This is a genomic window from Pelagimonas sp. (assembly GCF_058892305.1).
Genome location: NZ_JBZXVN010000007.1, coordinates 80,179 through 103,032 on the forward strand (window position 1 = coordinate 80,179; position 22,854 = coordinate 103,032).

12 protein-coding genes are annotated in these 22,854 nt (G+C 56.5%); 3 read left to right on the forward strand and 9 right to left on the reverse strand.

The window, feature by feature from the left end; genetic code table 11:
• Window positions 1-39: 39 nt before the first annotated feature.
• The 7 genes from AC5EFR_RS03455 to AC5EFR_RS03485 all read right to left on the reverse strand — a co-directional run bounded on the left by AC5EFR_RS03455 (window position 40) and on the right by AC5EFR_RS03485 (window position 16,621).
• Window positions 40-1,368, reverse strand: a complete 1,329-nt coding sequence (locus tag AC5EFR_RS03455; protein ID WP_493574568.1) for a GumC family protein — start codon at window positions 1,366-1,368, stop codon at window positions 40-42.
• 202 nt (window positions 1,369-1,570) lie between these two features.
• A complete protein-coding gene (locus tag AC5EFR_RS03460) occupies window positions 1,571-2,242 on the reverse strand; it encodes a 4'-phosphopantetheinyl transferase family protein (protein WP_493574569.1) in 672 nt (223 codons plus the stop codon).
• A gap of 5 nt (window positions 2,243-2,247) precedes the next feature.
• Window positions 2,248-6,759, reverse strand: a complete 4,512-nt coding sequence (locus AC5EFR_RS03465; protein ID WP_493574570.1) for a MupA/Atu3671 family FMN-dependent luciferase-like monooxygenase — start codon at window positions 6,757-6,759, stop codon at window positions 2,248-2,250.
• A 5-nt stretch (window positions 6,760-6,764) separates the two neighbouring features.
• The gene (locus tag AC5EFR_RS03470; RefSeq protein WP_493574571.1) at window positions 6,765-7,784 is read right to left on the reverse strand and encodes a glycosyltransferase family 2 protein; all 1,020 of its coding nucleotides are present in this window, start codon (window positions 7,782-7,784) and stop codon (window positions 6,765-6,767) included.
• Window positions 7,785-7,788: 4 nt separating this feature from the next.
• Window positions 7,789-14,223 carry a type I polyketide synthase gene (locus AC5EFR_RS03475; protein WP_493574572.1) on the reverse strand — a complete coding sequence of 2,145 codons (6,435 nt, stop codon included), beginning with the start codon at window positions 14,221-14,223 and terminating at the stop codon, window positions 7,789-7,791.
• Between the two features lie 191 nt (window positions 14,224-14,414).
• A complete protein-coding gene (locus AC5EFR_RS03480) occupies window positions 14,415-15,776 on the reverse strand; it encodes an oligosaccharide flippase family protein (protein WP_493574573.1) in 1,362 nt (453 codons plus the stop codon).
• Window positions 15,773-16,621, reverse strand: a complete 849-nt coding sequence (locus AC5EFR_RS03485) for a glycosyltransferase family 2 protein (protein ID WP_493574605.1) — start codon at window positions 16,619-16,621, stop codon at window positions 15,773-15,775. Before AC5EFR_RS03485 ends, AC5EFR_RS03480 begins: the two co-directional genes overlap by 4 nt.
• A gap of 164 nt (window positions 16,622-16,785) precedes the next feature.
• On the opposite strand from AC5EFR_RS03485, the gene epsE reads away from it, so the two are divergent.
• Entirely contained in the window at window positions 16,786-17,997 is a 1,212-nt protein-coding gene (gene epsE / locus AC5EFR_RS03490) for an exopolysaccharide biosynthesis GT4 family glycosyltransferase EpsE (protein ID WP_493574574.1), read from the forward strand.
• On the opposite strand, the gene AC5EFR_RS03495 is transcribed toward epsE, so the two are convergent.
• Window positions 17,994-20,939 (reverse strand): calcium-binding protein, encoded by a 2,946-nt coding sequence (locus AC5EFR_RS03495; protein ID WP_493574575.1) that lies wholly within the window; start codon window positions 20,937-20,939, stop codon window positions 17,994-17,996. The genes epsE and AC5EFR_RS03495 overlap by 4 nt on opposite strands.
• A gap of 107 nt (window positions 20,940-21,046) precedes the next feature.
• Window positions 21,047-21,712: an SDR family NAD(P)-dependent oxidoreductase gene (locus AC5EFR_RS03500; protein ID WP_493574606.1), complete on the reverse strand. Its 666-nt coding sequence runs from the start codon at window positions 21,710-21,712 to the stop codon at window positions 21,047-21,049.
• 291 nt (window positions 21,713-22,003) lie between these two features.
• On the opposite strand from AC5EFR_RS03500, the gene AC5EFR_RS03505 reads away from it, so the two are divergent.
• Both AC5EFR_RS03505 and AC5EFR_RS03510 read left to right on the forward strand, forming a co-directional pair.
• Window positions 22,004-22,360, forward strand: a complete 357-nt coding sequence (locus AC5EFR_RS03505; protein ID WP_493574576.1) for a cupin domain-containing protein — start codon at window positions 22,004-22,006, stop codon at window positions 22,358-22,360.
• A 15-nt stretch (window positions 22,361-22,375) separates the two neighbouring features.
• Window positions 22,376-22,854 (forward strand): hydroxymethylglutaryl-CoA lyase-like TIM-barrel protein (locus AC5EFR_RS03510; RefSeq protein WP_493574577.1); only part of this gene is annotated, 479 nt, incomplete at its 3' end.

Genomic DNA, 22,854 nt, shown 5'->3' on the forward strand with positions numbered 1-22,854 from the left:
ATCACAGCGTTTGCGCCGTGAGTTCAGCCCGCCGGTTTATTAGCCGCGGGCTGTTCGTTGTGTGAACCGTTCAAAGAGCGCACCTAAGGCCGGGATTTTATCGCCAAGCAGTTGAAACGCCCCCCACAGAGCGGCGACACCGGCCGCGATCCAGGCAAAGATTTTGAGCCCGCGCCCTGTGCGCGTTTGGCGCGCCGCCACATGCGGAATAGAGACCACTGGTTGAATACCCAACGCACGCTCCATTTGAGCGGCTGTGCGGATTGCCGGGTTCATCAACTCGATCACAAAGGCCGCCACGACCCCAAGAACAAAAGACGCAACGCCCCCCATAACAGCGGTTTTCTTGCGGGATCGCGACACTGGGAATTCGGGCTCCAAAGCCGTTTCGAGCACCTCAAAACGGTCGGTTTGCTGACGGTCTTCGAGCATTTGACCCAACTCCGCCTCGGCCTTGCGACGGGTGATAACAGTGTATTGTTCTTGTAGTTGGGTCAGCTGGCGCTCCAAATTGTTCAGCTCGCGCTCAACCTCAGGGGCCGCCGCGAGTTGACCCTGAATTTGCGCCACGCGTTCCGCAATCAGCAAACGGTTTTCTTGAAGCAACTGAATCTGACGATCCTTGACCTCTTCCCTTTGGCGCGCCGAACTTGTCTCAAGCGTCAAAATTTCACGGGCCAATTCCAAGTCCGCTTCTCGCAATGAAACCAGTTGGCCGCGTAAATCGACCACGCCCTCGGGCAAGGCTTCGGAGTTTTGGCCTTTGTATTCGGCAATCCGCTGTTCCAGCGCGTCGATGTCTGCTTTGACCCGCGCCTCTTCGGTCGCAAACAGGTCAAGCGTATCGCTGGCGCGCCCTACACTGCGATCCCGGGACTGATCAATGACGGAATACATAAGCTCATTGGCCAAATCCGCCGCTTTTTTGGGGTCGCTCAAACGCACTGTAATCAACAACCCTGATGGAACATTGGCACCGGGCGCATAGGGTTGTGCGTTATTGACGATTTGTTCAATCCGAACGGCCTGACGCATCATGGAAATGCGTTCGATGATCGTCACCATCGGGTCATCCGAAAACAATTGGTGCTTTTGCATAATCGGGAGCAAGTTATCGCGCGACATCAGGCGTTGCTCGATCAAACGAACCCGTCGACTAGCATCTTCCGCCTGGGCGGTCGCGCCGGCAAGTTGGTCAGGAACACGGGCATCTTCGATCTGAACCACGGCCGTGGCTTCGTATTCTTTGACCTGGCTCAGAGCAAAATACAAAGACAACATGCATCCGACAAAGGTGATTGCCAAAATGACAGAGGCACGACGGCGCAACGCCGAAAGAATTTCGCCGAACGATTGGAACTGGTTCATCTACAAACTCCCGCAAAGAGGCCCCCAATGCGTTCTGAATAAGCACGCTGCCAAAGGCCAAACGCACCCATCCATGACACATTGTAGCAAAACTGCCTCAATTTTGCCATGTCATTCCCGGTCGATCTTGGAAACAAACCGTATCGAAAAACGGGATCACAGACATATTTTCGCCACATTTGCAATTGGTTAGAATAGCCGGTCATCTTGGCACCGTACACAAAGACAGTATCATCCCATCACAAATCCATTGCCGAAAATTCAGATCCCCGCGATGGACCATCGGAATTGCCGTCGCTTCGACATCATCGGTAAAATGCGCACGCCCCGTTTTTAAATCCACGGTCATCGCTTGGTATCCATATACAAGCCCGGCAAGGGCGAAATGCGCTTTGTAAACCGCTTCTTTGGCGGAAAAAATGCGTTTGGGTAAAAGGAGTTGATCAGCCGGCGCAACGCCTTGCAAATCATCATCGGTACAGACTTCGGCCACCAAGTCCGGGTCCATGGGGACATCTGGTTCAAGGTCAATTCCGACGCCTGCAAATTGCGTCGTATTCGCCGCCACCGCCATACAGATTTCATCGGCGTGGGTGATGCTCCCGGTCAAACCATCGGGCCAAACCGGAGATCGATTCTCCGCCATCGGAATGGGGGCAGGATGAACGCCAAGTGACCACATGGCCTTGCGCGCCGCGGCGCGCCCTCCGGTGAATTCGGCACGGCGATTGGGAACCGCCTTGGCAATTGCTTTGGCTTCATCCGGGAAAAGCAAAGTCGGGTCATCGACAGGTTCGACCAACCCCCAAGCCAGTCCAAGCGGTAAGTCCGCTTGGGCCAACAGGGTCCGGATGCTTTCTGCCTCCGGGCTCATCACAATCAGGCCCTCCGACGCGAGCGCATTTCACGCCGCCGTGCCATGGCATCAGAACGCGATTGTGCGCGATCGTTGCTTTGCGGCTCTGGGGTAGATGGGCTTGGCGCGGTTGGACCGCTCTCCATTTTGGACGCAACACAGGCCGTGAGATCAGCCAAAATCGGGAAGCGGAAAATGTCGGTGATCGACAAGCCCTTGGCCCCAAATTCATCCCGGATCGCGCGGTGTGCTTGGACCGCCAACAACGAATGTCCGCCAAGGTCAAAGAAACTATCGCGACTGCTAAACCCTTCGACACCAAGGATATTTGTCCAGATAAGCGAGATGCCTTGTTCGACCGCCGCAAGATCGTTGGCTGTGGCGTTGGGAACGGAAACGGGTTGCGGCACAACCTCTTTCTGAACGATGGGCGCGGCTTTGGCCTGTGGTTTGGGCAACGCCTTGCGATCAACCTTTTTGTTTGGTGTCAAAGGAAAGGCGTCCAACTGAACGAACCGGCCCGGAACCATGAAGCTTGGCAAACTAGTGCCCATAGCCTCGCGCAATGTGGTCTCGTTCTGGCTGTCTCCGGTGTAATATCCAACAAGGCGAATATCGCCCGGCACATCTTCGCGTGCGGCAACAACCGCTTGGCGTACACCGGGTTGCGCCTCAAGCACGCTCTCAATTTCACCAAGTTCGATGCGGAAACCGCGCAGTTTGACCTGATGATCGACGCGGCCAACAAAGTCAATTTTACCATCGGCCCGCCGACGCACCAAATCGCCAGTGCTGTACATGCGGCCATCATGGAATGGATTGTCGACGAATTTCTCTGCGGTCAACTCGGGACGGTTCCAATAGCCGCGGGTCACCCCGTCGCCCCCAATCCAAAGCTCACCCTCTTGACCGACGCCAACGGGATTGCGTCCTTCGTCCAGCACATAAAGCTGCTGGTTCACCAGAGGCTTACCGATATTCACGACACTATCGCCAACCAGCGCGACCTCAACCGACGACCAAATGGTTGTTTCGGTTGGCCCATACATGTTGGTGATTTTAGCATCGGTGATGTCGCCAAATTCCGCAACCAATGCCCCCGGAAGCGGCTCGCCACCAAGGAACAAATGTTGCACACGACCAAGGGCAAAGCGCGCCTCGTCGTTCATGGCAAACATCCGCGCCATAGAAGGGGTACATTGCAGATGGGTCACATCATGACGCACGATTTGCGCCGCGATAGAATAGTCGTCTTGGGCCAATTCCGGGGCTTTTTGCGCGGCTTTCACAACTTGGGCCAAGGGGCGCAACCCGTCCAGAACAACGTCGCGATCAATGCCGTAATCAACCAAACAGGCGATTTCGGTCACACCAATTCGTTTAAGCTGTTCCGCGCGGGCAAGCGCATCTTCGACGGTGCCAAAGAGACCGCTATCGTTGAAGTAGCGTTCAAAAGCGAAGTCGAGGATCGCATCCAAGTCTTCGGGCTCCAGCACATCCAACTGCAAATCAAAGGCGTTGTTCACACCTTCGGGGCGTTTAAACGCAGGGAACGCCCAAGCGTATTGTTTGATCAACCCCGCCGCCGAGGTGAGATAATCGCGCATTGGTTGCCGGGCAGTTTCACGGGCCTCTTCACGCGTTTCGGCGATATAGGTGTGCAACATCAATGAGACGTTGAAATCCTTGGGGTCATGGCCGGCTTTGCGCAGCTCACCATGGTAAATCTTGATCTTATCGGCGACCTCGTCAATTGACTGCCCCAACAGGTGGGTCAACACATTGCAGCCCAGTCGCCCGGCCTCGCGCCAAGTATCGGGGTTTCCGGCAATGGTCACCCAAATCGGCAGCTCTTTGGAGACGGGTCGCGGCTGTGTCACCACCTCATGGAGCGATCCATCGGCACGGGGGAACGGCACCGGTTCACCGCGCCACAATTTGCGGATTTGATCAATGTTTTCGACCATCGCTTTCTTGTTGTTCGGCGGGGCGTTTTCCGGGCGTAGGACAAAATCATCTGGCTGCCAGCCGCTGGCAATTGCCAGCCCAGCGCGGCCATTGGTCAGGTTATCAATAACCGACCATTCCTCGGCTATGCGGGCCGGGTGATGAAGCGGAGCAACGACCGACCCGGAGCGCACGCCGATGTTATGGGTGACCGCGGCCACGGCGGCACCGGTCACCGACGGGTTCGGGTAAGGGCCACCAAAGGCGTGGAAATGCCGTTCCGGGGTCCAAACCGCGCTAAACCCGTTTTCATCGGCAAACTTCGCCCCTTCGAGGAGCATTTTGTACTTGTCGCGGCCTACGCCATCGTCGTTGCCCCAATAGTAGATCGAAAACTCCATCGCGGCATCGGACATGGGCATTGGCCCTTTTGAGATCAAACCGCGATCTTCATCGGATGTGAGAACAACCTTGAAACCCCGCGACGTTGTCCAGAACAACTCGAGCACCGAAATATCAAAACTTAGGCTGGTCACCGCAAGCCAAGTACCGCCAATCGGAACATGTTGATCCATCCCGGCGTAGAAATTGATCACATTGCGATGTTCGATCATCACGCCCTTGGGCTTGCCGGTCGAGCCGCTGGTGTAGATCAGATAGGCCAGATCAGCGGCAGCAGCCGTATCAGGTAAGTTTTCAGAACTGGCCGCAGCAAGGCGCGGTTCGGCATCCAAAACAAGGATTTGCGCGGAATGCTTGGGTAGGTTGGGTTCAACAACTGCCTGTGTCACAATCACTTGGGCGTTGCTATCTTGGACGAAATGCTCAAGCCGATCAGCGGGATAGCTCGGGTCCATGGGCAGGTATGCGCCCCCAGCCTTGAGGATCGCCAGTGCCCCAACCATCAGATCTACGGAACGTTGGCAGCAAAGACCAACCACCTGACCGGAGGTGACACCCATCTCGCAAAGCACGGTGGCGGCGCGGTTGGCGCGGGCGTTGAGGTCTTCATATGTCAGGCTTTGGCCTTCAAACACCAAGGCCGTGGCGTCAGGAGTTTTAGCAACCTGCGCCTCAAAGGCGCGGTGCATGGTTAAATCGTGATCATAATCGGCCTTGGCCGTGTTCCAATCGTTCAAAACCATCTCGCGTTCGGCATCCGGCAACGCGTGTTGAAGCTCCAATCGCGCAATCAGCAGTTCGACCATGGCCGCAGGAATCTTGCCGCTGTCAAAACTCAATTGACCGGTATCTGCGTTCACGGTGATTGCCGTACCATCAATATGACCGACCGACGACACCCCAATATGCGGCGTTTTCGGCCAATCAAGATCGGGCGAACGTGCAAACAAATCAGTCGCAAAACCGGCTTTGATTTGTAGTTTTGCATCAAGCGGATCTGCATCGGCGCGAACCGGCACCCAGCCTGACACCAAACCGGTTTTGGCTTGCGTTTGAATAGCCGCATTGGAAAAAGCAAGGTCAACGGCGGACAGCCCGGACAACATCTTGGCCCATTTGGCCACTTGTGCAAGACCATTCGAAAGTACGATGGAGCGAGTTTCGATTGGTCCGGTTTCGCCGCCAATGCCCCCCATTTCAAGCGGCGTGAAGTCGGCGAAAGCCTTGCGCCACGCGCCATCCCGGCCCGCGATTTGGGCCATTGTCGCGTCAATATCGCTGAAATCACCAGCGGACGGCAATACATCCCCTTCGAGCGCGACGACCACCGGGGCCACCGGTGTGCCGCAAATCCGTGTGATGTCTTCTAATTCAATCGCCCCATCGCCACAGGCAACGGTCAAATGGTCCGAGGTTTCTTTCAAAACGGTTCCCGGCGTTGCGAATCCTTCGACCACACGGGCGCTTTGGGCAAGCCAAACCTGATCCTTGGCGCGGAATTTCGGGGCGCAAAGCGGGTTGAGATAGGACCCATGATCCAAGGCACGAACAAGGCGCGCCAACTCTTTGGCCGGACGGGAAAAATCAATCAAACCATAACCAGAGGGCCGATCCGCAAGCGCATGGTAGCTACGCTGTGACAGGTCTTGTTTGACGCGTTTGAGGGTGCCGGATTCCAGTTGGTCCAGAACATCACCAAAGCTGGCAATCGCGGCCTCATAGGCTTTGGTATTCAAAGTCAGCGCCGTGTCGGTTGCGCCAATGTCAAATTGACGGGTGGCAAGGATGTCACCTTCGTCAACGCCGCCTTCGATCATATGCCATGAAATGCCATGTTGGGTTTCACCCGCAATCAACGCCCAAACGGGGGCATTTAGCCCTGCGTGGCGCGGCAAAGGGCCATCGTGGAAATTGATCGCCCCTTTGGACGGGATCGCCAAAACAGTGTCGGGAATAATATCGAGATTGGCGATAGAGAGCAGGTAATCGGCCTGAACCCCATTCAAACGATCGGCCAAATCCTTGCCCGGGGCTTCAACCCGAAGGCCAGCGCCGCGTGCCCACTCTGCGATACCCGCATTGCGGGTCACCACCGCTGCAACCGCGTTCCCCCGATCAAGCGCCGCCTGGGCGCATTGCACCAACAGAGATTCGTTGCCGATCACGATACAGGAGAACTGGGTCATATTATTTACTCCGTTAAACCCTCAACAGCGGCACGCCCCGGAATTGGGGTCGCCGCATCACGCTTTCCCGGCAAAGGCCGGACCATCGCTTGCAAGTCATGTAATATAAGATCGCGCAAAAATTGTGGCGGATCCGCCTGTGGTTTGCGCTGAATCACCCGACGCATGCGCCAAAACAGCCCACCAAGCGTATGCATGGACGTGGCCAGAACCGCATAGGCGCGGCCGTGATTCTTGGTGAAATAGTGCCAACGACTATCCAGCCAGAATTGTGGGATTCTGGTCCAGACTTTCATGCCGGTTGATACAGAGCCGATATGGGCGACGTGGCTGTCATGAACATAATGCGTTTCATGACCGGCGCGGGCGGCACGCAAGCACAGGTCGGTTTCCTCAAAGTAGAGAAAGAAGGTTTCGTCGAACAAGCCAATCTCATCAAGCACGCTTTGCCGCATCATCAGAGACGCGCCCGCCAACCAATCAACCTTTTGGGTGGATTCAGGAACACCAATCGGCACCGACTTGTTTTTCAAAAGTCGAGAGACCGGGCCAAACCGCATCGCCCCTTCGAGTTCGGACCAAACGCTTGGGAATCGGAAGGTTGTGATATGCGGCTCGCCATCTTCGCCGTGGATATAGCTCCCGGCGAAACCGGCTTTGGGATGTGTGTCCAGATAGGCTTGCATCAATTTGATTGCGTCCGGTGCCGGAAAGGCGTCGGAATTCAGCAAATAGACATAATCGGGCTTGGACCCGTCCGACCACCCGGCGCGGATGCCGACATTATTACCAGCTCCAAACCCGCCGTTGTGCCCGGATTGAACAAGGCGGATCGGCGCATCTTGCGCCCAATCGGCACTGGCCAACTCCGCCTGCATTTTCTCGAACGATCCGTCACCGCTGTCGTTGTCGACAAGCACCAATTCGGCGTTCAGCCCCTGGATGGCAACCAAGGCCGAGCGGACCGAGCGCAGCGTCATATCCGGCGTTTTGTAGTTCAGCGACACAACCAAAAGCTTGGGCATATCGTTACTCCGCCGCCTGGGTTGGAAAGGAAACAACTTCGCCATTTCCCGCCGCCTGCGCTTCTGCGGCCTCGATTGCAGCGCGCATTTGCGCCGCCAAGACGCGGACGTTTGGCTCAAGCACCATGCTGTCGTGGTCTCCGGGAACCTCAAAGACGTCTACATGCGGAGCGAACAACCCCCAGTCATTGTCATTCGTCAAATAGGTCCGTTCAGAGTTGACCATCACCCCGTTGGAGACCTGCCACTTGCCCTGCAAAGGCGGGCGGAACAGCACCAAACGACCGTCCCAAGGTTTGACGTTGTAAACGGCGATCGAGCGATAGAACGCGGCCTCAATCTCGGCATTGTGGAAAGCCGCAGAGGTATCGGTTTCATCCGCAACACGGCGCTTTTCGAACTCCCAAGCGATCCGGTTTTTCAACCAGATGAATGGGTACAACGGGCCTTTTTCACGCGCTTGGTGCCATTGAATGATCAATCGATCCTGACGCGACAAAGGCCGGCGTTGTGGCAACGGCGTGTCCAACATCACAACCAAAGACACCTCTTCGCCCATCGCCTCAAGCTGATGGGCGATTTCATAGGCGGTGATCCCACCGCCCGAGAAGCCGCCGATCATATAGGGGCCTTGCGGCTGCACTTGACGCATCTCTTCGATATAGTCACGCGCGGCATCTTCGATGATTTCATGTGGCGCTTCACCACCCATCAACCCTTTGGCTTGAATGCCATAAAACGGCCTGTCCGCACCAAGAAGGTGGGCCAGATGACGCAAATTCAGAACATTGCCAAACATCCCGGCGATCAAGAAGAACGGCTGACGCGCACCGCCATCGCCATCATGCATCGGCACGATGTGGCGGAACCGGCGTTCCGGAGCTTTGGGCGCATCCGAGGTTTCGTCGGCGTCCGGCATCCCGACTTGATCGGCGATCAGGGCGGCACATTTGCGGATCGTCGGGGCTTCAAAGAGCACCGAAATCGGGAAATCAACACGGAAGGCTTTCTTGACCTTTGCGAAGAGACGCACAGCAATCAGACTATGCCCCCCAAGGTCAAAGAAACTATCTTCGACGCCGACGTTTTGGACACCCAAAAGCTCTTCCCAGAATGTCGCCAATTGGCGTTCAATTTCATTCTCAGGGGCAACGAAATCCCCTTCGAGCTGAGGGCGTTCAAATTTCTGCCCCTCGGTCGCATCGGCGGTTGAGGCGGCGGTTTGCCGGGTCAGGGCATCGAGATCCATCGACGAGACGACCACCTGTGGGACGCCCAAAGCCAAGGCGCGATGGAAGGCATCCACCCCTTCGCTTGGCAAAATACCTTGCGACAAGTTGTGAGCGAGCCGTTCCTCAGCGGCAGAAAGCGGTTGCCCGGCCTCTGGGGCCTCATCAAATTCAACCTCGGCGGCCGTCAAACGCGGAGCGGCGCGCAGAATGTCCAAGTTTTCTAGCTTGCGAATGGTAAAGCCGGTGATTTCAACCACAACATTTCCGTCCACATCACACAGGGTGACATCGAAGCTCGCGGTTTCGGCATCGGCCCGGTTGTCGGCGGCATTGCGCACCCACGACACGATACGATCGGGCAGCGCGTCATGAACACGGACGCGGGAATAGCGCACCGGCACCCAAAGATGGGTTGGCTGATAGCCCTCGATCAACTCCATTGCCCACCCCGTGGCAATGTCCAAAAGGGCAGGATGCAACAGGCAATCATCGTTTTGGGCAAGCGTTGGAAGCGACAGTTCCGCGATGCCTTCGCCCTGCCCCAAGGCACGATTGTCGAGCACTTTCCAACGCGGGCCAAAGGCCAGGTGAACCTCTTGCGCCGCAGCAAGCTTTTGCCCCGACACCCCGGATGGCGCACCGCAACGAGCATGGATTGCGTTTAAATCAACCGGCGCAGGGCGCGCCATTGGAACCAAGGATAGTGACCCTTGAGCAGTCAGCGCAAATCCCTTGCGGCCGCTCAACGTGGCGTCGGCCAACACGTCAAACCCATACCCTTCGTCGGTGCGGTTCAACCGAACCCGAACATCCCGCGCTGCGCCATCGGCAACCCGCAACGGTCGCAGAAAGTCGAGATCGCGCAATTCGAACACACCACTTTGGTGATGGGCATCTAGCGCATGGGCCGCGAGGGTCAGATAGCCGGTCCCGGGCAAAAGGGCATCGCCCGCTTTGGTCCGGTGTTCGTCAATAAACCAATCGTCGGCGCTATAAGACGCGTGGAAGACCCGGTTGCCGTGGGCGTCAAACGTCATCTCATCCAAAAGCGGCAAAGCAACGGTTTCAACCGGGGCCTGTGGCAAATCACCAGCCCGAGCCGCGACGGCTTCGGCGGCCATGCCGACCTCATTCCAGATACCCCAATTGATCGCGACGATCTTGGTTTTGCCGCTATGCGCGCGGGCATAGGCATTTAGGAATTCGTTGGCTGCAACGTAGTCGATTTGACCCGCAGGGGCCGTAACGGTGGACGAAGAGCTAAACAAAACCATCCAGTCGACACTGCCATCTGGGAAAACCTGCCCCAGAACTTCGGTGCCGTGAATTTTCGGCGTAAAGACGTCTTCGACGGATGCCGGTGTTTTGGTAAGCAACGGCGCATCATCAATGACACCGGCCCCGTGAATAATGCCGGTGATCGGGCCCCATTCGGCTTCGACTGTGTCACGCACAGACTGCATTTGATCGCGGTTACACACATCGGCGGTTTGCACCATGACCGTTGCACCAGCGGCCTCGAGGTTTTGCACGGCTAGGATGCGACGGGTGATGGCATCATTCGGGGCGTGGCGCGCCACGTAGTCGTCCCATTGATCGCGGTCAGGCAAATCTTTGCGCGCCAAAAGAGCAATCTTGGCCCCTTTGGTCGCAAAATCATTCGCGAGGCTAAGGCCAATCCCGCCAAAACCACCGGTGATAAGATAGGTGCCGCCATCTTCAACCTTGGGCGTTTCACCCAGCTTTGCGGGTTTCATGGCCGCTTCAAACCGACGATCCGCGCGCAACGCAGACACGAGATCAGAGGGTTCGGCCAGCATTTCCTCAAGCACACGGTTGCTCAGCGCTTGCATCGCGTCCGCATGGGCCGACATCGCTTTGGCGCGGCCAAAGAACGACGCTTTGGGCGCAAGCGGCAATTCGATGTCACATGTGCCGACGGTCACACCGGGCAATTCACGCGGAATGACGCGCGCCGGTCCGGCAATTGTCGCCTTTGCTGGATAGGGCAAAGCTTCGTCACGCAATTTCGCCGCGCCATTGGTAAAGACGGAAATATGCGGCTTGGCTGTGCCTTCATCTGCCAGCGCTTGAGCAAGGAACATGAGCGAATAGAACCCCTGTTCCTGAACACGGTGGAAGAACGAGGAGCCGGGGCGGTGACTTTCGTCTTGAGTCACAAGCCAGAAATGCGCGATCCGCGTTGGGATCAACCCACGGGCGGACATGTCTTGGAGCAAAAGGTCATAGCCTTCGCGCCCTCGTTCGGGCGACAGCAAGTAACGGTCATCAGACAGCCGGGCAAAAGTGTCGCCAACCTGCACCTCAATAACGTCATGGCCAGCAGAACGCAGTTGCGCAGTCGCCCCTGACGCCACCCCAGCATCATCCGCAAAGATCAACCATGTCTGAGGATCGGCATCGCTAAGATCGGCAATGTCTAACTCAACCTGCGCCGAGCGCGGTCGCCAAATCGGCTTCCATCCCCAATCTGCAACATCATCGGTCCGCATGAGAAACTGCGGCGCGGTGTCAGATACCGCCTTGCCGGGTTCAATAAAGTAAGGGCTGCGCTGAAAGGCATAGGTCGGAAGCGGCACACGAACACGGCGTGCTTCGCCCCAAATTTGGTCCCAATCAACCGTTGCGCCCAAGGCCCAAAGACGGCCCATGACTTCGAACATGTGCTTGTCATCTGGGATGACATCGTCCGGGTGGCGCAAGGAAGAGACAACTTGGTTGGCGGTGACGTCACCATGCTGACGCGACAATGCGCTAAGCGCTTTGCCCGGACCAACCTCAAGGAAGATACGGTTGTCGGCGGCCAGCGCACCGATGCAATCGGCAAAATGCACCGTACCGCGCAGGTGTTCGACCCAGTATTCCGGGTTGGTCGCCTGTTCAGCCGTCATCAACGCCCCTGTCCGGTTCGAGGTCAGCGGAATCTGAGGCGCATTGAGTTGGATTGATTGCAAATAGGCGCGGAAATCCGACAGGATCGGATCAAGCATCCGACTATGGGCGGCGATATCAATCTGGATACGTTGCGCATCAATGTCGCGCGACTTTAACTCGGCTTCCAGCTTGTCCAATGCCGCTTGCGGGCCCGAAGCAACCGAAAGCTCAGGCGCGTTAACCGCCCCCAAATCGAGATCATCCCCCAATAAGGGGCGCAAATCATCAGCGGGCATCGCAACCGACAACATGCCCCCCGCCGGAACCGTATCGAACAGAGTTCCGCGCAGATGCACAAGGCCAATGCAGTCTTCAAACGACATCACGCCCGCCACACAAGCGGCGGTGTTTTCACCCATCGAATGCCCGGCAAGCGCGGTGGGTTGAATGCCCCAACTCATCCACAATTGCGCCAAAGCGTATTCAACGATCATGATGAGCGGCAATTGCAAGGACGGCTTGCGCAGCGCTTGATCGGCTTGGGCCAGATCGCCCTCAGAGGGCAACCATAGCGCGCGCATGTCGGCGTCGGTCAGCGTCGCGAGATGGTCGAGACCACGCTCCATCCATTCGGCAAATACAGGCTCTGTTTCGTACAAATCACGCCCCATGCCCGCATATTGCGCCCCACCACCGGGGAACATGAAGGCGATTTCAGGGGTATCCAAAGCCGTGTGTGAATGAACACGCCGTGTGTTGTCGCTCGCCAAAAGATCGGCGGCCTCGGCATGAGTTTCTGCAACAACAATCCGCCGCTTTTCAAAGGCGCGGCGCCCGTTTTGCAAAGTCCAAGCCACATCGGCGAGGTCTTGGTCAGGATTGGCACGCAGATGATCCGCCAAACGTTTGGCGTTGTCCTCAAGTGCCGGTTTGGACTTGCCCGAGACCGACAGAATGTGGAACGGAAAATCGCTTTCTTCTGAAGCAGGTCGCGCGGGGGCCTCTTCGAGAATGACATGCGCGTTGGTGCCACCAACCCCAAGCGAATTGACCCCGGCGCGGCGCGGATGCCCTTGAACCTGCCAATCGGTCAGACGGTCATTGACACGGAAGGGGGAGTTTTCGAAATCAATGGCGGGATTGGGGGCTTCGAATCCCAAAGAGGGCGGCATTTGTTTGTGATGCAAGGCCAAGGTCGCCTTGATCATGCTTGCCACACCCGCCGCTGTATCCAAGTGGCCGATATTGGTTTTCACCGAGCCAATCCGGCAATGCCCGATTTTGTCCGACGTCTCACCGAACGCTTGGGTCAAGGCGGCCACTTCGATCGGGTCGCCCAAATAGGTGCCCGTCCCGTGACATTCCACATAATCAACGGTGTCTGCGGTTACATCGGCAATGGCGTGCGCTTCGGCCACGGCTTTGGCTTGGCCATCCACAGACGGCGCAAGATACCCGGCCTTTTGCGCACCGTCATTGTTGACGGCAGTACCCTTGAGCACGCCCCAAATGTGATCGCCATCCGCGATGGCATCGGCCATGCGACGCAGAACAACCACCCCGGACCCAGAGCCAAACACCGTCCCCTTGGCACGATGATCAAAGGCATGACAGGCCCCGTCCGGGCTAAGAATTTCGTTTTCTTTGTAGAGATACCCACGGCCTTGCGGCAGCTCGATGGTCACGCCACCGGCAAGCGCCATATCGCATTCACCGTTCAGCAAGGCCTGCGCGGCGTAATGGGTAGCGACCAAGGACGTTGAACAGGCGGTTTGGAGGCCAATGGATGGCCCGTGGAGATCGAGAATATGGCTTAGGCGTGTGGTTAGGAAATCCTTGTCATTGCCTGTATGGCGCAACAAAAACATACCCGTGTTTTCAACGAGATCAGGGTTGGAACAGACGTTGAAATAGAAATAGCTCCCCATACCACAGCCAGCATAAACACCGACCTGACCGGGGAAATTTTCCGGGATGTGACCCGCGTTTTCCAACGCCTCCCACGAGGTTTCCAGAAACTGGCGGTGCTGGGGGTCCATGATGGCCGCCTCTTTTGGGGAAAACCCAAAAAACTCAGCGTCAAACATCTCAAACCCATCGAGTGGGGCAGCAAAGGGAACATAGTCGCGGTGGCGCGCAAGGCCGGGGTCTTCGCCCGCGGACTTGAGATCCTCTTCGCTGAGTCGACGGATTGAGGACACGCCATCACGCAAATTGCGCCAATAGCTGGCAATATCATCGGCCCCCGGAAGGTGCGCTGCCATTCCGACAATGGCGATGTCATTTTCACCAAAGTTTTCTGTATCACTCATCATGAATCCCATACCCCGCACGTGTGATCCCGCCAATGTAGGCACCCATTGCGTAGGAAATGGGGCGAATTTGAGGTAATCGAGCCGTGTGGTGCCGCAATTAAACGCGATTTGCCCGCACATCTTTTGCGCAGGACACTGTTAGCGAAACAGTCATAGCAATATTGTTTCCACTTTGGAAACGGGAGGGCTCAGATGCTTTTCCCCGCAAAGGACAGGATCGCCGCCCAGTTGACCCAGAGCGCCAGTGCTGCAAGAGCGAGCCCAAGCGCCGCGAATCCAAGGTCGTGTAAAGGGTCCCACGCGCCCATGCGACGGGCCAGCCAAACCACAACAGGATAGGCCAAAACAAAGGCCGCGCCGTAGCCAATCAACGCCCCCAAGAGACCAGCGCTTTCAAGCCCGATCAGCAAGCAAACAATCATCAAAACCGCACGCGCCGCCGCCAAAACAAAGAACCGTTTTGAATCCCCGGCCGCAAGGGCCGCTTGGTCATAGGTCATAACAATGAGCATCGGCATTTGCGCAATCGCCAAAATGACCGCCACAGCCCCCGCATCGAGGTAGCGATGGTCATACAAAATATCGACAATCCAAACGCCCAACAGAGCAAAAACCCCAACAAATCCCATAAGCAAAAACGACACCGCGACGCGCATCTTTCGCAATTTCAAGAAGTTGTCACGGCTTTCGGTTGGTGGAGTTTCCCGATAAATCGGGATGAGGATTTTTTGCGTGACCATTCCGCCAAGCATCATTGGGAACGACGCCCAAAAGAACCCAATATTGTAGACCCCGAACATGTCCAGAGGTACAAATTTCCCGATCAAAATCTTGTCCGCTTGACTAAAGAAAAAGCCGCAGACAGTGGCAAGGAAAACCCATTTTCCAAAACCAATCAATTCACGCGCCGCAGCCTTTTCCCAACGGAACCTGTTCCTCGGCCCCGGCAAATAACGCCAGTTTATGATAACCTCGACAACGGCGGCCAGGACCCCGGAAATCACCAGCGCCCAAACCGAATGTGTCCACCACGCCAAGGCGATGCCGACGCTTACCCCAACAATTTGCGTGATCATGTCAAGCAGGGTGACACGGCCAAGATTGAGATGCCGGTTGGCGGTCACCATTTTGGTGGGGCGAAAGCCGGTAATCAGGAGGGTCAGCGCCGAAACCGGCAACATTTGCAGCAAAAGGTCCTGACCATAGACCCACGCCATCGGCCAAGCACAGGCGCAGGCCACCAGCCACAGACCAATGCCGCGCACCACCTGAATGCTCCAAGCCGTGTCAAGGAAATCGCGGTCGTCGCCACGTTTGCTCTGCATGATGGAAGGCGTGACGCCGACGTCCGAGAACTGGCCGAGCCCCATAAGGAATACCATCACCAACGCCATCAATCCAAAAGCTTCTGGAAACAGAAGCCGGGTCAGAATGAGGTTCGATGCCAGACGAATCATCTGGCTCATACCGAAACCACCGATGGTCAACGCCGACGAGCGCAGGACGCGCGCACCCAAGGAAGACCCCTGAAATTTTGCGATCACGCTCATCTGCCACGGCTCCAACCGGTGGAGCGGTTCCGGGTCAACTTGCTGATCAACGCTACACCAGAATACACCGTAAACCCAATCGGATCGCGCAAGGCGATCCCGAGTTTGCGAGCACTTCCAAAGTCAGGCTTGTCGTCATTTGCAAGCAATTCCGGGAATTTATGGCCGATTTCATCGACACCCACATCTTGACGGCGACGCACTTTGACAAGATTTGACCAGCCTTCCGCGATTGGCCAGTCATATGACGCAGCAACGCCTATCCGTTCACCTGGTTTGAAACTTAGGCGGACAAACGTGTCGTCGGAAATGATGTCTGGGAAGGTATCCCAACGCGCACGCCCTGCCGCATTCACCGCAAAAACTCCGCATCCCGGGACACAATTGGCCATAAAGGGAACCTGACGCCAGATGCGGGCATAGGCGCGGCTAACCCATCCTTTGGCGGTTATCGTGACCGCCCCAGACGCATACCGAGGCGCGGTACTATCCAAAACATTGGCCAGCTGCCACAGCAATCCACGGCTAACTGTGACATCCGCATCCAAGTAAATTCGCATCGCCCCTGTGGCCGCCAAGTCTCCGGCATTTAGTGCGCCAAGCTTGCCCCCCGACGGCAAATCCAACACCTCCAAATGCCATCCCCGATCAGAAAACGGCTCAACCATGGCCTGCGCCCGCACGGCGGTGTCATCGGAACACCCGTTGGCGACAACGACCACTTGCAGGCCCGGCCCATCCCAATCCGAGTCCAGAATCGCCGAAAGGCAGCTGCCAATTAGCGCCGCCTCGTTATTTGCCGGAAGGATCACAGAAAGCCGCACGGCCCCCGTTGTGTTGTTCATCATCATAACCCGTACCCGAGGGGCCACACCTTGCGAAAATACCGCCCCCTATGCCTTACGTCATCGCAGTTAACTATGGCCAAAGAATGGAAACGCCTAGATTATTTCAGAAAGTCGCCTTTGGGAGGGCGGCGTGCTGCTCAACTTTTCAAGGCTAGATCACAGTGACGCAAAGTTTGCGGATCGGATATATTGTTCCCCAGTTTCCGGGACAAACGCACATTTTCTTTTGGCGCGAGATTCAAGCGCTCGAAGAGATGGGCCACGAAGTACATGTGTTTTCAACGCGTAAGCCACCTCTTGGGTTGATTGCCCATGACTGGTCTGATCAGGCTATGGAACGCACAACCTATTTGGGAAGCGTCAACCCAATTAGTGCTGCGATTGCCGCAACGGGCCTAGTGGGCAAGGGGCTTCCCGGTTGGATGCTGCGCGAAGGCGGCCGGTTTGCCAAGGACGCTGTCCTGACGCTTTCAGCGGCCCAGCAACTGGCGAAACACGCCAAGTCACTGAAACTAGATCATATTCATGCACATTCCTGTGCGCGCGCGTCTTTAATCGCCTGCTTTGCCCATCACTTGGGGGCCCCCAAATATTCCCACACCCTGCATGGCCCCCTGTCCGACTACGGCCCCGGACAGCGGTTGAAATGGGAACATGCCAGCTTTGCCACGGTGATCACTCAAAAGCTTCTGGATGAAATCGGCAAAGAGCTTGCCGGTCATCTACCCGACCGCATCGCGATTCGGCCAATGGGAGTTGATACCGAAGCCTTAAGCCGTTCCAAACCCTATGCCGTCCCTGAACATGGTCGCCCGATCAAGGTGTTCTCTTGCGGGCGTTTGAACATCGTTAAAGGCCATCAGGATTTGATGTCGGCCACACGCCAATTGATTGACCAAGGTGTCGACATTCGCGTCGAGATCGCTGGCGAAGATGATGACGGCGGACACGGGTACCGCACCGAGCTTGAGGCTCACCTGAAAAAATTGCACCTGCAAGATCACGTCAAACTGCTTGGTGCGATTGATGCGGATCAGGTCAAAGCAAAGTTGGAAGAATCGCATTTGTTTGTGTTGGCTTCGTGGCACGAACCCTTGGGGGTTGCCTATATGGAAGCGATGTCAATGGGCGTGCCGACGATTGGCACCGACGCGGGCGGTGTGCGTGAATTGATCGAAGATAGCGTCAACGGCTATTTGGTTGAACCCAAAGCTCCGAGCCAACTGGCGCGGGTGATCCGCACCTTGGCGGGCGATCCAGCGGCGTTGCAACGCCTATCGGAGGCCGGTCGCGCCCATGTCGTGGAAAATTTCCGCGCGTCGCTTGGGGCGGAAACATTGGTGTCTGAAATCACCTATCAGATGGGGCGCTAAAGCCCCGCCACCGTAAGGCTGCGCCCGGCAGCGTCTTCAAACAACAGCTCCTCGATCCCGGACATCCGGATCACAGCCGTTTCATTGCGGGCCACAAAAAGCGCTCCGTTTTGTTCAAAACGATAGTCTTCGGGGCGTCCCGGCAAGATCGCCTTGTCGGTCCCACTTCCACCATGCAAGATATCGTTTCCGCCACTACTGACCAAAGTATCGTTCCCCGATCCGGCAATAAGCACGTCTTCGTTGGTTGTCCCTTGCAAACGTTGATTACCAGTGCCCGCGATGCGGGTGATGCCGTTGTTAAACGCCGCAAGTTCACGCTTTTCCCATTCACCGGGACCGGAGGCATTAAAAGCCATCAACATGTCCCATCGCGGATTGCTGTCGTCTAAATGACGAAGCGCGCCCCAGCTTCCCCACTTTGTGGCCGGGGCAACATCGACAAAAGCGTTGAACATTGTACCGCCCGCCCGAACCCAACCGGCCAACAACAGCTCATATAATTTGGCCATTTCCGGGGTGTAGTTCAACTCTGTCATAAAGGCGGTCAGGCGATCATCGTTGACCTGTGCCCCATGTGCCGTGACATGTGTACCGCCCTCATACATGACCAAGCGCAACCCGGCCTTGCGGGCGACCGCGGCCTGATAGGGAAAGATTTCTTCGGTCAACTCGCGCAAAGACCCGTCTTGCAAGGCCAAGGTCACCGGGGCAATCGCGGCCTCGAAACGGGCTTTCTTAACAAACTCTCGCAAGGCAACACGGCGCAACCCTTGGGCTTCTCCGGCTTTGGTGGCGATGGCTTCGGATTGATCGAGCCAAGTGTTCATCACCTGGGCCATTTCGTCGGTACCCAACTCATATCCGAAATAGCCAGCCACCGCATAGGCATCAAAACTGTCTTGGGGAAAGGCACCCAACTGCAAAAACGCCAAGGGCGCGCGAAGAATATCCTCTTCTAACCCCGGCCATCCGGTATGGGTTCCGACAACGCGCACCAGTTGATCCTTGGCCGCATCACCGTAGACATTCGACCAGATGGTCATCACCTGTGCGGCGCGCAGCCCATAGAACTGCATCCAGCCTGTGTCACTCTCGCCCCACAGGTCCGTGGCTTGGTTCCGCGCCCAAACCGCCTGAGGGAAGATATGGTTCCAGACCTCATTGGAGTATTCGACATGCACCTTGAGGCGCGGATCTAGGCCAGCCTTCACCGTCTCTGCAAACTGGCGGACATAATCGTCATCGGCCATATGCGGCAGGGTAAACCAAGGATCGGCACCGACACGGTTGGCCAACCGCAACATCACCTCAAGCGGCACCCCCCATTGGGTCCAACTCGCATCCGACATTCGTGGACGATCCTCCCACCCCGTCACCGGCGAGCCATTGGTCATCATCCAGTCCATAAACCGAATTGATCGCATGTCTTGAATACGCTCAATCCACGCCGGGTTAAACAACGCGCCCGCCGCGTACATTTCAACATGCTCTTGCTTCAGAATGCGAATATTGCGGATGGGGTTTTGCGCGTCAATTTCGGTGAGTTTCAAGCCAACCAAGCCCTCGCCGGGACTATAGGAAAAGGTGACCTGACCATCGTCATATTTGGCCCGCTTGGCGCGCCCGGTGAGTTGCAATTTGCCCTGCCCTTCATAGGTCAGCACATATTTCCCCGAGAGCGATTTTGACCCTTCCGGTTGGCTGGTCAATAAAACGGCTTCGAGCGCAGTCACCCCCTCGGGCAACCCAATAGGCCAGCCGTTTTCATCCAAAAAACCACCGGCGCGAAGCTCTTCTGTGCTCACCGCCCCCCATTGGCTTCCTTTGTGGCCAACCCACCCGCGCGCGGATTTCATCAGGTCAAGAAACGGGTGCTGTGTAGACCAATCTGAAATGCCATTTAGCCCCATGCCCAACACCGGAATTCCATTTGGCCGCGCGCCGCTTGGCGGCAAGGCAACGGCCAATCGTTCCGGCATTGCTGCTTCCACTGCCTCTGCCTGCTCTGCAACGGCTTGCGGCGCTTGTTCTAACGCGCGCTCAAGCGCTTGGGTCTCCGGCATGGCCTGCCAAATCCGCTCAGAAACCTGCGCGAACTTGTCGACGATATCGGGATGCAGCGTGGTAGGGGGGCGGAAATCTACCGGCGGCTTTTCGTTATAGAGCGAAGAGTAGGTTACCATCGCCGCCAAAAGGTAAAGCGTCGGTGTGCCATGCGGCGCGTCGTCTGAATAAAGTGCCTCGGCTGGCAACCCTTCGAGAACACCGCCATCGGCGAGTAAATCCGACAGGACAGAGGCAACAGGGATCAGTTGGATTTGGTGATCAGGCCGGGTCAGGTCCAAAGTGTCAATCAGCCCCTCATACCACGCGTGGTAATCGCCCTGATTGAACTTGTGATAGCGGCGAAGCCCGCGCGCGCTTGGTGGAAAGCCACCGGTAATCCCACCCATTTCGGCCCAGCCTTCGTAGACAAACAAACGCGTCTCGGGGCTTTGCTGCGCAACCCAGTCAAATACCTTGATCATGGCCCCCAAAGGGCTTTCATCATTGGGGTTTTCGCCGTCATAGGGGGCGTCGGGCTTTTGATATTGAACAAAATTGGCCGGCGTTACGACAACCGCGTCAAATCCGGTATTGCCAAACCCATTGCGACCCGCGCCTTTGACACCCGGAAAGCTCCAATTTGGCACCGGAGGCAGACCCTCGGCGAAATTGCGCAAAAATCCCCATTGCCCCTCGACGGCAAAATCCTTGCCTGCAATCTTGGCCATTTCATTGAGCCAATGGGGCACGTTGGTGTGGTCGTCCTCTTCACTCAGGTGGTGCACCAAAGAGTTGCCGAAAAAGTAGACCGAGCTGGCATCCCGCGCCTGAGCAAAGGCCGCCCCGCCAGCCAAGATTGCAATGCTGACCCATGTCGCAAGTCGTTTTATCATCTGCCCACCCGTATCACACATTTTGCCATGGCTTTTATCCTATTATGCCGTAGGTCAGGGCAAGCTCAAACAATCCATTTGCCGTTATTTGCACAGGCGGTTGAACATTACCAAGGCACCTGTTCGCCCGCCCAATCATAGAATTGGCCGGTTTGGTTCGGTTGCAGATTGTCAATCACCCGCAAAAGGTTACCCGCTGCGGTTTCCGGTGCCACCGAAGGATGCCGACCAAGGTATTTTTGCGTGAAAGGCGTTGCCACGGTGCCGGGGTGCAAGGCGACACAGATGCTGTTTTTGTGACTGCGTAACAGTTCGATTGCTGCACAGCGGATGATCTGATTGAGCGCGGTCTTCGAGGCTCGATAGCTTGTCCAACCACCCAAACGATTGTCGTTAATCGAGCCAACCCGCGCAGATAGGGCCGCGATCACGCTGCGCCGGTCCTTTGGCAACAACCGAGCCGCATGGCGCAACACAAGGGCCGGACCAATGGCATTCAGGGCAAACTGATTGGCCATTGCCTGTGCGGTCAGGGTGCGGATTGATTTTTCGGGTGTGGCCCCGGCGATTTCCAACGCCCCTGTTGCAATCAAAACCAAATCGTAAGGTCCGCTCAGCGCAGTCAACTGCGCGTCAACGCAACTCTCATCGGTGATATCGAACCCGGTTTGGCTGCGTGACAGGGTATCAAGCGCACCCCCGCGCGCCGCAATCGCCTTGGATAGCGCACCGCCAATTCCACCGCTGGCCCCTATGATCAATGCCCGTTGCATGGTCTCTCCTTTGATCAAGGACATAGCGCACCAAAGCGTTTGGGCAAAAAACCTGCAAAATCCACTTTTCATTCACGCCGAGCGCGGTATAGTCCGGCCCATGTCAATGACCACACATATCGCCAAAATCGCGCGCCTTCCGGTGCCGTTTGCGCGTCGCCCGCTTTCCGGGCGCGATGGCTTGTGCATTGACCTACTCCTAGCTCGCCTCTGAGCGCGGCCATTGCGGCGCGCGTGCTCAGAGGAGATGCGATCGCGCCGATAATCCCGCATATCAGTTAGGAAAACTCCATGAACAAAGTGAATCTGGCAAACAAGCTAGCGATGTTCGATAGCCATTGGGACCCGCATGTGGTCGCCAGCTATAATGACAACGATGTGATGGTTGTGAAGTTTCAGGGTGAATACCCGTTTCACAAACATGACACGACCGATGATTTCTTTTTGATGCTCGAAGGCGAAGTCACCATGGATTATCAAGACCATGATCCGGTGACATTTGGTGCCGGTGAGTTGGTTGTCGTGCCCGCCGGGGTGATCCACCGCCCGCGCGCCGAAAAAGAAGTCAAAGTGCTTTTGATTGAACCCAAAGGCGAACCAAATTCCGGGGATAGCGACCGTGCGCCTGCCCCCAAACCGCATATCTGATCAGGACCAAAGACCATGACCAAAGACAGAGTCGTCATTTTTGACACAACCCTCCGCGACGGCGAACAGAGCCCCGGCGCAACCATGACCCATGACGAAAAGCTCGAAATTGCTGAGCTGTTGGATGACATGGGCGTCGACATTATCGAAGCGGGTTTTCCGATCGCCTCCGAAGGCGATTTCCGTGCTGTTTCCGAGATCGCCCAGCGCTCAAAAAACTCGGTGATCTGTGGGTTGGCGCGTGCGCAGCTGCCTGACATTGATCGCTGTTTTGAGGCGGTGAAGCTGGCCGCGAAACCGCGTATTCACACCTTTATCGGCACCTCGCCCTTGCACCGGGCCATTCCGAACCTGACCATGGATGAGATGGCGGATCGTATCCACGAAACCGTCAGCCATGCGCGCAACCTGACCGACAATGTGCAATGGTCGCCAATGGATGCGACACGCACCGAATGGGATTACCTGTGTCGTGTGGTTGAGATTGCGATCAA